This is a genomic window from Nostoc sp. (assembly GCF_036917455.1).
In the GTDB taxonomy this organism is placed as follows: domain Bacteria; phylum Cyanobacteriota; class Cyanobacteriia; order Cyanobacteriales; family Nostocaceae; genus Nostoc.
This window is the reverse complement of record NZ_JBALDK010000124.1, coordinates 41,327-53,900: the sequence shown is the minus strand read 5'-3', so window position 1 is coordinate 53,900 and position 12,574 is coordinate 41,327. Positions and strand designations below refer to the sequence as shown.

General features: G+C 40.1%; 10 protein-coding genes and 1 pseudogene. 10 read left to right on the top strand and 1 reads right to left on the bottom strand.

Annotated features, from left to right (window positions below; all coding sequences use genetic code 11):
- Positions 1-291: 291 nt before the first annotated feature.
- A complete protein-coding gene (locus tag V7K42_RS13260) occupies positions 292-2,130 on the top strand; it encodes a sensor histidine kinase (RefSeq protein WP_334916825.1) in 1,839 nt (612 codons plus the stop codon).
- Here the strand turns inward: V7K42_RS13260 and V7K42_RS13255 are convergent.
- Positions 2,122-2,311 (bottom strand): annotated as a pseudogene (locus tag V7K42_RS13255) (IS630-like element ISMae25 family transposase); the annotation flags it as partial. The gene V7K42_RS13260 and the pseudogene V7K42_RS13255 overlap by 9 nt on opposite strands.
- Positions 2,312-2,833: 522 nt before the next feature.
- On the opposite strand from V7K42_RS13255, the gene V7K42_RS13250 reads away from it, so the two are divergent.
- From V7K42_RS13250 to ureC, 9 genes are all read left to right on the top strand, one after another.
- Positions 2,834-6,040 carry a glycoside hydrolase family 15 protein gene (locus V7K42_RS13250; RefSeq protein WP_334916823.1) on the top strand — a complete coding sequence of 1,069 codons (3,207 nt, stop codon included), beginning with the start codon at positions 2,834-2,836 and terminating at the stop codon, positions 6,038-6,040.
- A gap of 316 nt (positions 6,041-6,356) precedes the next feature.
- Positions 6,357-7,280, top strand: coding sequence for an SPL family radical SAM protein (locus V7K42_RS13245; protein WP_334916821.1), 924 nt, complete (start codon positions 6,357-6,359; stop codon positions 7,278-7,280).
- Complete coding sequence (locus V7K42_RS13240) at positions 7,273-8,559, top strand: photosystem II assembly protein (RefSeq protein WP_334916819.1); 1,287 nt, start codon at positions 7,273-7,275, stop codon at positions 8,557-8,559. The genes V7K42_RS13245 and V7K42_RS13240 overlap by 8 nt, the downstream gene beginning before the upstream one ends.
- A gap of 74 nt (positions 8,560-8,633) precedes the next feature.
- Positions 8,634-9,473, top strand: a complete 840-nt coding sequence (locus V7K42_RS13235; protein ID WP_334916817.1) for an urease accessory protein UreD — start codon at positions 8,634-8,636, stop codon at positions 9,471-9,473.
- Between the two features lie 39 nt (positions 9,474-9,512).
- Positions 9,513-9,815, top strand: a complete 303-nt coding sequence (gene ureA / locus V7K42_RS13230; RefSeq protein WP_334916815.1) for an urease subunit gamma — start codon at positions 9,513-9,515, stop codon at positions 9,813-9,815.
- Positions 9,816-9,829: 14 nt separating this feature from the next.
- The gene (locus V7K42_RS13225) at positions 9,830-10,144 is read left to right on the top strand and encodes an urease subunit beta (protein WP_334916813.1); all 315 of its coding nucleotides are present in this window, start codon (positions 9,830-9,832) and stop codon (positions 10,142-10,144) included.
- A 31-nt stretch (positions 10,145-10,175) separates the two neighbouring features.
- The gene (locus tag V7K42_RS13220; protein ID WP_334916811.1) at positions 10,176-10,538 is read left to right on the top strand and encodes a hypothetical protein; all 363 of its coding nucleotides are present in this window, start codon (positions 10,176-10,178) and stop codon (positions 10,536-10,538) included.
- A 9-nt stretch (positions 10,539-10,547) separates the two neighbouring features.
- Positions 10,548-10,844, top strand: coding sequence for a Coq4 family protein (locus V7K42_RS13215; RefSeq protein ID WP_334916827.1), 297 nt, complete (start codon positions 10,548-10,550; stop codon positions 10,842-10,844).
- 13 nt (positions 10,845-10,857) lie between these two features.
- Positions 10,858-12,573, top strand: coding sequence for an urease subunit alpha (ureC, locus tag V7K42_RS13210; protein ID WP_334916809.1), 1,716 nt, complete (start codon positions 10,858-10,860; stop codon positions 12,571-12,573).
- The last annotated feature ends 1 nt before the right edge of the window (position 12,574 follow it).

Below are 12,574 nucleotides of genomic sequence, written 5' to 3'. Positions count from 1 at the left end.
TTGCATAAAGTATTAAAATTAACTATTGTAATTATATTTGATTTATGAAAATTGAAAGTGACAGATCCCCTACTTTTTAAAGAAGTCGAGGATCTTATCCCTCAGTAACGATCTAGGATTGCTATAGCAAAATCTAGTTTGAAACTCGCTATTCAGAATAAGAAGATTTGATGAAACAAAATGTTTTCTCCGGTTATGAAAAACCATACTAAGAAATTGTATTTATACAAAGATAGTTCTACTTTTTCCGTAGAACTCTAAGGTAAAATTATTTCTTCTTGAGGTCAAGTAATGCAGGTGGTGTCAACTAGAGATATTACAGAGCAAAAGTACGCCCAAGAGGCTTTACAAATTAGAGAAAATAGTCGGCGAAAACAAAGCAAAACACTGGTGCAACTGGCAAGAAGCAAGACTTTTCAACAAGGAAATCTTAATGCAGTATTAAGAGAGATTACAGAAACTGCTGCTCAGACACTCTTAGTAAAGCGAGTCGGGGTGTGGTTATATAATGAAGAACGCTCAAAAATTGAATGTATTGACTTATACGACACAAGCACCAAAGAGCATAGCTTTGGTAACTCGCTTTCACAAGAAAATTATCCAGCTTATTTCCAGGCTTTAGAAGAGGAACGCACTATTGCCGCAGATGATGCCAGAAACGATACAAGAACCCAAGAATTATCCAAGTCTTATCTTTCTGTTTTGGGCATCACATCCGTGCTAAATGCAGCGATTTGGCTAGAGGGTCTTTTAGTAGGCGTAGTCTGCCACGAACATATAGGCGAAAGTCGCCAATGGACTTCAGAAGAAGAGACTTTTGCTGGCTCAATAGCAGATTTCGTGACTTTGGCTATAGAAGCAAGCGAGCGAAATATTGTACAGGAAGCATTGCGACAGAGTGAGGCGCAATTCCGAGCGATTTTTGAGCGTTCTTCTATCGGTATTGGACTTATAGATATGAAAGCCCAGATAGTTGATACCAATCCGGTACTGTGTGAGATTTTAGGATACAGCCGGGAAGAACTATATGGCAAGCGCTTTACAGATTACATTTCTATACAAAAGGGGGATTTAAAACTTTACAAACAACTAATGTCAGGAATTCGTACAAACTCAGCGAAAACTTCCAAGTTAGGCTTCCAATCCTCCAAACATCAAGAACAGTTTGTCGAAAGACATCACATTGAGATGGAAAGACGCTGCTTGCATCAAAATGGTAGCTTAGTTTGGACTCATATCTCTGTTTCTGTTATACCAGACAGCAATGGTGAACCTGAGTTTTTTCTAGCGATGATTGAGGATATTACTGAACGCAAGGAAACAGAGTTGAAACTGCGTGCCTCTCAAGAAGTAGCAGAAGCTGCTAGTCGGGCAAAAAGTGAATTTTTAGCAACTATGAGCCATGAGTTGCGGACACCTCTGAATGCGATTATGGGCTTGTCACAACTACTGCAACAAGAAATAGTTGGCTCTCTCAATGAAAAACAGAACGAATATGTAAGTTGTATATATAGTAGTGGTGAGCATTTGCTGGCAATGATTAACGATATCCTTGATTTATCTAAGGTAGAAGCAGGTAAAGAGGAATTGTTACTATCACCTTTGCCAGTGTCAGATTTATGTAATTATGCCATCTGGACAGTGCGCGATCGCGCCGCAGAAAAGGGGTTACAACTTACCTGTAAAATTGATCTCCCAGAGAATATTTGTATTGCTGATGAGCGGCGCAGCAAGCAAATGCTACTAAATTTGCTCACCAATGCGATTAAATTCACTCCCGTCGGCAATATATCGCTAGTAGTGAAAAAAGTCCCATCAGGAATAACCTTTACAGTTTCAGATACTGGAATTGGTATAGAACCAAGTCAGTTTAAATTTATATTTGAACCATTTAAACAGCTTGACAGTAGCTTAAATCGGCAGTACGAAGGCACTGGTTTGGGTTTAGCTTTAACACGCAAATTAGCGCGTTTGCATGGTGGCGATGTGACCTTTACATCTATTTTGGGAAAGGGTAGTCAGTTCACTCTATTTCTACCAAATCCAGTGCTTTCAGAAGCTGGGGAGGATGAAGAAGATGAAGAATTTCAAATCAACCAAACACCACTTTCGATGTTAAGCGATCTGTAAAGCTGCGCCAATTTCTTCATCTGTCCATTTTCCTATCAGCTTGTTTCCCTTCATCACACATCAGAAAAATACGAGCGTGTAGGATTTTTTTGGCACTTGCATAACCATTACGACTGATTTGTTCTAGGTTTTCTCTTTGTGCCACTGTTAGATGAACTTTCTCTAGCCGACCTCTTCCCATGTAGATGTCCTCATCTGGGCTGTTCTATTGCCCTATTTTAGCTGAAACACTCCAGTAGGTGCGTTAGCCAGAGGTATAACACAGCATCTAATGGTTATGGTGCGTTATGCTACGCGATAACACACCCTACACATACTTGATTTTTTCATAAATCAAATCGGATTCCTATATTTTATTTCCAAATTAGAACTTACTGTAACCGATAAGAGTTACCAACATACACGTAATTAAACTGAAATTAGTACTCGTTTATCTAACGTGAACTATCAACAAAAAGAATTTGTTGGGCCTTAAAAAACTATAAATTTAGGTATAAAATATTACAATTAATATGTAAATACTTGAACAAATATCATGTTTTAGTTTGCGATCGCTAAAATTCAGTACCCAGAAGTTTATTAACACGAGATAATAATAAACTCACACCACCCTTAGCTGTTGTCCCATCAACCATTACAGAACTTGTTCTGGCTTGGTTTAGAGTCACAGGCTCGAATTTTGCAACTAGTTCTGAACCAAATCATGAAAACATCTACCGAATTGCTAGCTCGTCTGGACTATTACTACCAGCAAATCAAGACAATTATCCTGACTCGGCAGAATCCGATTACGGGTTTACTACCTGCAAGTACTGCGATTACAGCCCACGGCGATTATACTGATGCCTGGGTGCGAGATAACGTTTACAGCATTTTGGCAGTTTGGGGTTTAGGACTGGCATACCGCAAGATTGACAACGATGAAGGACGCACTTATGAACTAGAACACAGTGTCATCAAATTGATGCGCGGGTTGTTGTTTGCGATGATGCGACAGGCTCATAAAGTAGAGACATTTAAACATACTCAGTCGCTACTAGATGGACTGCACGCCAAATATAATACCGCAACTGGCGACATTGTTGTTGGTGATGACGAATGGGGACATTTGCAACTTGATGCCACATCTATATTTTTGTTGATGTTGGGGCAAATGACGGCTGGGGGATTGCAAATCATTTATACCATTGATGAAGTGAATTTCGTCCAAAATTTGGTTTACTACATTGGACGAGCTTACCGCACACCAGATTACGGCATTTGGGAACGTGGTAATAAAATTAATCGTGGTAGTGCTGAATTAAATGCCAGTTCTGTAGGCATGGCAAAAGCGGCTTTAGAAGCTATCAACGGACTAGATTTGTTTGGTGTGCATGGTAGTCAAGCATCGGTAATTCACGTATTACCAGATGAAATCGCCCGCGCCCGGATTACTTTAGAATCTCTATTACCGAGAGAATCTGGTTCCAAAGAAATTGATGCGGCATTGTTGAGTATTATTAGTTATCCTGCCTTTGCAGTGGAAGATTTGGAGTTACGCGATCGCACTTTAAACGATATCATCAACAAACTCGCAGGTAAATACGGCTGCAAACGCTTCCTGCGTGATGGACACCAAACCGTTTCAGAAGATAATCATCGCTTACACTACGAACCGTGGGAACTCAAGCAATTTGAGCATATTGAATGCGAATGGCCGTTATTTTTCACTTATTTAGTTCTAGATGGATTATTTCGCGGCGAACAAGAACAAGTTGAAAAATACCAACAACTTTTAGAATCATTACTTATAGAACAAGATGGTTTGCATTTACTGCCAGAACTTTATTACGTCCCAGCCGAAAACATAGAAGCCGAAAAGTTAGCACCTCAAACCCAACTCCGTTTGCCTAATGAAAATATTCCCTTGGTGTGGGCGCAAAGTTTATACTTTCTCAGTCAAATGTTGAGTGAAAGGTTACTGGCGGTTGGTGATATCGACCCTTTAGGAAGACATTTGTGTGTAGGAAAACAGCGTGAATCGTTAGTACAAATTGCTTTATTAGCAGAAGATGAAGATTTACAGAAAAAACTAGAAGTTCACGGTATTGAAACACAAACGCCTACCCAAGTCGAACCGATTCAGGTGAGAAAAGCGGGAGAATTCTCAGCTATTTATACCCAAATTGGACGTAATGACAAACTTAGTTTAACTGGGCGGCCTGTGCGACGGCTGCGAAGTTTAACAACATCGAGAATCTTTCGGATTCGCGGTGAAACAATTGTGTTTTTACCTTCATTCTCCGACTCTCAACAGTTTTACTTAACCCTTGATTACCATTTTCTGCTGGATCAAATTAGAAGCGAACTAGCTTACATTCAAAAATATTGGAGCGATTTAGGCCGTCCGACTTTGACTTTAATGTTGACGCACACCATGTTAGAAGTCGGTTCGGAAGCATTACTAGAATTGATGCAAGAACTGAAAGATGGTGTTTGTAACGGAGTGCGGGTAAAATTAGGGCGGCTAAATCAATTAATGCTGACGGCTGGAATCCAAAGAATTGATTTTCTCCCAAATGCAGAATTTTTGCGATCGCCAGTCAAAAATGCTAGCCCACGTTGCTATTATTTGGCTCATCATCCTGAGAAAAACTGGCGCTTAGGACATACTCAAGAATTTCAGATGGAGTATGAAACCAACTTTGGGTTATTACTTTCTTATTTGCGTGGATCAGAGAATATTTACGAGCAAATTGAGTTATTGCAAACTTTAACTCGCTTGCAGGGAATGAAATTTGATACTGGGTATGGTGGTCCAGGATATCCTGTCACTGTAGGCGATTTACTCGATGAAGTTTACACAAAAGCTGGAGATTTAGGTATTTGGGCGGTAGTGCGTCGGGCTGCGGGGTTACGCCAAATGGTTGATATCAGCCTATCAGATGCAGTAACGAGTATTTTGGTGCGGGGTAAGCAAATTGCTGTAGGTAAAGCTTACAGTGAAGCGTCCTTGATTACCGTACCCATGTCTCACGATGAAATTGCCGATAAAATTAATCACTTTTGTCGTGAGGATATCCGCGATCGCGTCCTCACTCAAGAGATTTTAATCTATGTTGGCATCTTAATTCACTCGGAACCCGAACTATTTCAAGGACTACTAACGTTGAGAGTCGGCTATCTCATCTTATTAATAACCAGCGAACTAGCGCGGGATTTACACGTCACTCAAGATGAAGCTTATGATCACTTAATGCAACTTTCACCCTTTGAAGTCAAAATGCGCTTGCGTCAAGTATTAACTGGATATACTGGCATGAGTAACCTGTTACGCCAGCAAGAATCACTGCACGTCAAACAAAAAGAAAGTGATATTGCTTGGGTGGTTTTACCAGGAATCGCCGAAGGAATAGAAGTCCCACCAGACGGTTGGCGGCGGTTTCGCCAAGCTGAGGGTGTGACGGGGCGCGTACCAAAAGAATTTTTTAAGCAGGTTTGGCTATTAATGCAACATTGCAAAGGTCTAGTAATTGGCGATAAACTAGAGCGGCGCAATCGTTTAGATAGTGAAGTTATGCTGTCAGAAATGACAGCCGGGGAAAGAAATTTTGCTCTGTTGGTTGAGCATTTGCTGAATAAAATCGAAGCCTCAGAATACCGCCAAGTTAATATTGAAGCATTAATCGAATTAGGAGCGATCGCAGCTAATAATCCCAAGCTGCAAATCGAAGAGTATATCGTGTTGGATGTGTTAATCGGCCATGCAGTCCGATTGGCGTGGTTAGAGAATCATACTCATCGCAGCGATCGCTATGATGAAGATAAGGCGAGTGCGTGGCGATCGTTTTACAACACTTCTCCTAGAGATTGTGCTAGTTATATTTTGAAGGCATTTAGATTCTTGACGGAATTTGTGAAAGATTTTTAACCGCAGATGCGCTACACCTTCCCACAGGGTAGAAACGCAGACAATGAGAGAATGCATACTGCTTTGGGCCTGCTTTATTGGAGTCGGCCCATTCTTGTACGTGGTTATTCCAGTTAGCGAATAAATAGCGATCGGGTTTCGCACCGTAGGGACAAATTCATAAATTTCCCCTACCACATAATAAGGGTTTAGGCTATTTTTTGGCGGAAGTTCTGTTAAAAAGAAAAATGGGAATCATAACATAATACAAATACTTGTAGAGATGGCAATTCATAGCATCTCAAAAGCCCAAATCTCAATAAATATCACAAATCAGATGGCACAACCAAAATATGAAGGTTATTGCGAATGCACTCCTACCAAATTAGTCCGAGAAAAGTTTGGAGATGTCAATGTTTATGCACAAAATGCTAAATCACTCTTAACAAAAGCTACAGGCTTTATTGCTGCTTATGATTTTACTCTGAATCCTTATCGCGGTTGTCAATACGGTTGTAGTTATTGCTATGCGGCAGCATTTAGCCCTAATTCGCAAATGCGCCAAGATTGGGGTAAATGGGTAATTTTTAAAGAAAATGCTACTGAAATTTTAGTTAAAGAGTTAGATAAATGGTATCAAAAAAATCCTCATCAGCCTCCTAGAATTTACATGAGTAGCGTTACAGATCCTTATCAACCACTAGAGTCTAAACATCAACTAACTCGTAGCTTGTTAGAAGTCATGATTGATTATCGTCCAACATTAGTAATTCAAACTCGTAGCCCAATTATTGTTAGAGATATTGATTATTTACAACGATTTCAGCGATTGCGAATTAATATGAGCATTCCCACTGGTAGCGAATTAGTGAGAACAGATTTTGAACCGCGATCGCCTAGTATTAAAGCCAGACTAAATGCCATCGCTAAGATTAAACAAAGTATCGATCGTCTCAAAGGTTTTCTTCCTAAAATTTCTATCACTGTTACCCCTCTTCTTCCTACTTTCCCAACTGATGAAGCTGCTTTTATTAAAAAACTAGCCATCGCCGATAGAGTTGTAATTCAAGCTTTCCATTCTACGAGTCAGAATCGTTCTTTTGTAGCATCAACTCGTCAAGAAGCCGAAGAAATTAAGCAAAAATACGCTTGGTGGTATGAGGATGAGAAATTAAGCTATATGAAATTTAAGGAAAAATTAGTTTCTCAGCTTCCCGGTGTAGAAATTATGGAAGGCAAAGAAGGATTTGGTTATGAATAATCCTATCAAAAATTGGTGGCGAAGTCAGCAGTTAAAATTATCTTTAAAACGTGGTGATATCCAACGTGCAGTCCAATTATTACAAGAGATTCAAAAATCAGGTGCAAGATTCTCATGGTTAGAAAAACTATTTAGAGATAAACTTCAACTTGAACGTTATTCCCAAGAATATAAACGGCAAACAGAAACGTTAAGTCAACAACTAACCGAAAAATCCAAGCAAAAAGATAATTTAGTCTTAATGCCAGATGAGGCATTTGTTAAATATATCTATAAATTTTTTAATTTAATCCAGCACGATGAATACAAACTACAATCTACTGGAATTGATGAACGTATATTTGATGACTTTGAATCAAGCCTAGTTGAATATCTCAAAGAAGAATTTAGTAGAATTTCTGACAAAGAGTTATTTATTAAGTTAGAAGATGCTCTTGAGGATATTAATAACTTAAAAATTGGACAAGATCCAGACTATCGTTTTAGTCTAACTCCTCATGTCTATTTTATGAAGTATTTTTTAGAAAATGTATATTGCACATATTTAGCTTGGTTTCTGATTTACCAGGATGCTTTACTACTAAGCAAGGTTAATATCCTTGATATTGCAGCAGGCCCAGGAACTATTGCTTATGGTTTAGCTTTATTTCTCCAAAGTAGTAGCGGTTTTTTTGATATCCCGCAAATGCACATATCATACTACTCTTTAGAAAAACAAGATGCCTTCCAGTTTCGTGGACTTCAGTTTTGGCGACGATATATAGAGTCGCGCCTAACTACAGTGAATGCTTATTTCCGTTTTGTAACTACTGATATTTTTAATTGGAAAAATCAATCAAATAATTTACCTAAAGACTTTTTCGACTTTATCGTAATTTCCCACTGCTTATTTGCAGATCCAGCTAAGAGGTTTGAAGCTAATAATACTTACAAACAAATATTTGCTACTAGCTTAAAAAGCTCAGGTTATATTCTGCTAATTGTGCAAGATAAAAAGTTATTCAAAACTTACGATGTTCACCAAGTTGAAAACCAAGAGCAGGAAGAAAATGTAGTGCATAAAATTCTGGCGGAATTGGGGTTGGAGTTAGTCTGGTATAAATATCTAACTTCAACAGGTTCAAGAAAACCTTTGGCTGTTGCTGAATTTGGTAAGTTTGCTCGAGATAAATTACCAAAACAACTATATATGAGTCCAATAGTCCAACAGTATTTGGGTAAGAAACATCAATTACATTATACATTAGATGATTATGTAATCTTGGCAAAAAAATCATGATAAATTGCAGATAAAGTAGCAAAGAATGCATTAAATACATATAAGGTATCTGAACTTTCATCTTGAATTCATAAATGACCTGCAACTCACAAATAGCAGAAGGTTGGCACGGCAAACTTGATTTAGTCTATGCCAATCACCAAGGTGTAACCCAATTAATTTACGATCGCCACCAAGCGCCCCTGAAGGTACAGCGCCCATTCTATCCAGAAGGGGAAAAAGTTTGTCATAGCGTCATTTTACACACGGCTGGGGGAATGGTAGGAGGCGATCGCTTATCCTCTAACATCCACCTCCAACCCCAAACCCAAGCCTTAATCACTACAGCTGCTGCAAGCAAGATATATCGCAGTAATGGCTTGCAAGCTAGACAAAGCATCCAGATGCAAGTTGATGCTGGTGCTTGTTTAGAATGGTTGCCGCAAGAGACAATTTTATTTAACGGTGCGATTTATCGGCAAGATTTACGGGTAGAATTAGCAACCGGGGGCAGTTGGTTAGGCTGGGAAATTACCCGATTTGGTCGCAGTGCTAGGGGAGAAAAATTCTTACAAGGAGAATGGCGATCGCACACCGAAATTTGGCAAGAAGGTATTCCTTTGTGGATCGATCGGCAATGGTTATGGGGTAGCGAAGACATTTTCTATAGTCCCCACGGCTTGGCTGGAAAACCAATAGTAGGTAGTTTCGTTTGGATTGGTGGTACAGTTTCAGCAGAAATTGTCGAAAAAACGCGCAATTTATGGGATGGGGAAGGGGAAGCCGGTGTTAGTCGATTACAACATGGATTATTGTGTCGATATCGCGGTTCTTCTACATCTGAGGTGAGAAACTGGTTTATTGATGTTTGGCAATTGCTGCGAGTTTATTTTTTGAATCGTGGTAATTGTATACCAAGAGTGTGGCAGGTTTGAATGAACCGCAGAGGCGCAGAGAACACAGAGGAGATAGGAATGCAACTTACGCCCCAGGAAAAAGATAAGCTATTGATTTTTACAGCTGCTTTATTAGCAGAAAGACGTAAGGAAAGGGGTTTAAAACTGAATTATCCCGAAGCAGTTGCTTATATTTCTGCTGCTATTTTAGAAGGGGCGAGAGATGGGCAAACTGTAGCTGACTTAATGAGTTATGGTACAACATTATTAAAGCGGGATGATGTAATGGAGGGGATATCAGAAATGGTGCATGATGTGCAAGTTGAAGCTACTTTTCCTGATGGTACAAAGTTAGTTACAGTACATAATCCAATTCGTTAATTTTTTAATTTATTATGATTCCTGGGGAAATTATCACACCAACAGGTGAAATTGAACTAAATGTTGGTCGTCCAACTGTAAAATTGCAAGTTTCAAATACAGGCGATCGCCCCATACAAGTCGGTTCTCATTATCACTTTTATGAAGTTAACACCGCCTTAAATTTTGACAGAGAACAAGCGCGAGGAATGCGCCTCGATATCCCCGCAGGAACGGCAGTTAGATTTGAACCAGGCGACGAAAAAGAAGTAACTTTAGTCCCCTTAGTTGGTACTCGCCAAATCTACGGCTTCAACGCCCAAATTAACGGAAACTTGCCAATAATCTAAAATAGACTCAGACATTGATTGAGGATTTTATATGTTAACAGCAGAACAACGACGCATCAGCCGTGATTTTAAAACTATATTGAAATCAATGGTGTGTCTGTTTAGAGAACCAACTAATCTAGACTATGTTTATAATCTGGAAGATGAGTTGCGTTACACTCAGGCAAGCTTATTAGCTGTTGAGTGGTTAAAAACTCAACCGCAAGTATCACTGTTGATTAAAGAACGTTATATTGCACCATCTCCTAATATCGAAGTATTACTGCAATATCCTGAAGACTCATTAGGATATACTTACGCATCTTATATTAAAAAATCTGGTTTTGACCCCGCTTTTTATCGTCAAATGCAAGTAGAAGACGATGTGAGTTATGTGCTGTTACGCAGCCGTTAGACTCATGATATTTGGCATGTAGTTACAGGTTTTAAAACTGATGGACTGGGAGAACTAGGTCTTAAAGCTTTTGAATTAGCCCAAACCCGGAGAAATTTAGCTGTTTTCTTAGTAGGAGGTGGGTTATTATCCATCCTCGTAAAAGCGCCAGATGTTCTCCCTAATTTATTAGAACAGATAGCTGTCGGTTACACAATGGGTTCAAAAGCAAAACCATTATTAGCGCAAAAGTGGGAAGAACATTGGGATAAACCTTTATTAGAATGGAGAACTGAATTAGGAATTGATTCAGATATTTTAAATTAAAAGGAATGAGATAATGAGTTACAGAATGGATCGCCGCGCCTATGCCGAAACTTATGGACCAACAGTAGGCGATCGCATCCGACTTGCAGACACAGAATTATTTATTGAAGTTGAACAAGATTTCACCACCTACGGCGATGAAGTAAAATTCGGCGGCGGTAAAGTTATCCGAGATGGAATGGGACAATCCCCCATTTCTAACGCCGATGGTGCTGTAGATTTAGTAATTACTAATGCCTTAATTCTCGATTGGTGGGGTATTGTCAAAGCAGATATCGGCATTAAAGATGGCAAGATTTTCAAAATTGGTAAAGCCGGAAATCCTTATATTCAAAATAATGTAGATATTATTATCGGCCCCGGAACCGAAGCTTTAGCTGGTGAAGGAATGATTCTCACTGCTGGCGGTATCGATGCCCATATTCATTTTATTTGTCCCCAACAAATTGAAGTTGCGATCGCTTCTGGTATTACCACCACGATCGGCGGTGGTACTGGCCCCGCCACAGGTACAAATGCCACTACCTGCACCCCCGGCCCTTGGAATATTTACCGAATGCTGCAAGCTGCTGATGCTTTTCCTGTCAACTTAGGATTTCTGGGCAAAGGTAACACCAGTCAACCCCAAGGACTTGTAGAACAAGTAAATGCCGGTGTAATGGGGTTAAAACTTCATGAAGATTGGGGAACCACACCCGCAGCAATTGATACTTGCCTCAGTGTTGCTGATGATTATGATGTGCAAGTAGCCATTCATACTGATACCCTGAACGAAGCCGGATTTGTCGAAGATACGATCGCAGCATTCAAGAATCGTGTCATCCACACTTACCACACCGAAGGCGCAGGGGGTGGACACGCACCAGATATTATCAAAGTTTGCGGCCAAGCCAACGTTCTACCATCTTCCACCAATCCCACACGCCCTTACACCCTCAACACTTTAGATGAACACCTGGATATGTTGATGGTATGCCATCACCTCGATCCTGCGATCGCTGAAGATGTTGCTTTTGCCGAATCTCGCATCCGCCGAGAAACCATTGCTGCTGAAGACATTTTGCACGACTTAGGCGCATTTAGCATGATTTCTTCCGATTCCCAGGCAATGGGGAGGGTAGGCGAAGTGATAATTCGCACCTGGCAGACATCTCACAAAATGAAGGTACAGCGAGGAACCCTTAACCCACAAGGAAATGAGCAAAAAGCAGACAATTTTCGGGCAAAAAGATATGTTGCTAAATATACTATAAATCCTGCGATCGCTCACGGAATTGCTCAATATGTGGGTTCAGTGGAAGAGGGAAAATTAGCAGATTTATGTTTGTGGCGATCGGCGTTTTTTGGCGTGAAACCAGAGATAGTGATTAAAGGCGGGATGATTGCATGGGCGCAAATGGGCGATGCTAACGCCAGTATTCCCACACCGCAACCAGTGTATATGCGATCGATGTTTGGTAGTTTTGCAGGGGCACGTCATGCCACATCATTAACTTTTGTTTCCCAAGCAGCTTTAGAGAAAGAAATTCCCAGCCAGCTAGGTTTACAAAAGTCAGCAGTTGCAGTTTCTGGGACACGCCAATTGAGTAAGCGGGATATGAAGCTGAATGATGCATTACCTCACATTGAAGTTGATCCAGAAACATATCAAGTCAGGGCTGATGGTGAATTGCTAATTTGTGAACCTGCGACAGTTTTACCAATGGCACAGAGGTACTTTTTGTTTTAAT

Excerpts from the sequence above, each read along its gene's own strand:
- V7K42_RS13260 (WP_334916825.1), top strand. The coding sequence starts at position 292 with ATGCAGGTGGTGTCAACTAGAGATATTACAGAGCAAAAGTACGCCCAA.
- V7K42_RS13250 (WP_334916823.1), top strand. The coding sequence starts at position 2,834 with ATGAAAACATCTACCGAATTGCTAGCTCGTCTGGACTATTACTACCAG.
- V7K42_RS13245 (WP_334916821.1), top strand. The coding sequence starts at position 6,357 with ATGGCACAACCAAAATATGAAGGTTATTGCGAATGCACTCCTACCAAA.
- V7K42_RS13240 (WP_334916819.1), top strand. The coding sequence starts at position 7,273 with ATGAATAATCCTATCAAAAATTGGTGGCGAAGTCAGCAGTTAAAATTA.
- V7K42_RS13235 (WP_334916817.1), top strand. The coding sequence starts at position 8,634 with ATGACCTGCAACTCACAAATAGCAGAAGGTTGGCACGGCAAACTTGAT.
- ureA (WP_334916815.1), top strand. The coding sequence starts at position 9,513 with ATGCAACTTACGCCCCAGGAAAAAGATAAGCTATTGATTTTTACAGCT.
- V7K42_RS13225 (WP_334916813.1), top strand. The coding sequence starts at position 9,830 with ATGATTCCTGGGGAAATTATCACACCAACAGGTGAAATTGAACTAAAT.
- V7K42_RS13220 (WP_334916811.1), top strand. The coding sequence starts at position 10,176 with ATGTTAACAGCAGAACAACGACGCATCAGCCGTGATTTTAAAACTATA.
- ureC (WP_334916809.1), top strand. The coding sequence starts at position 10,858 with ATGAGTTACAGAATGGATCGCCGCGCCTATGCCGAAACTTATGGACCA.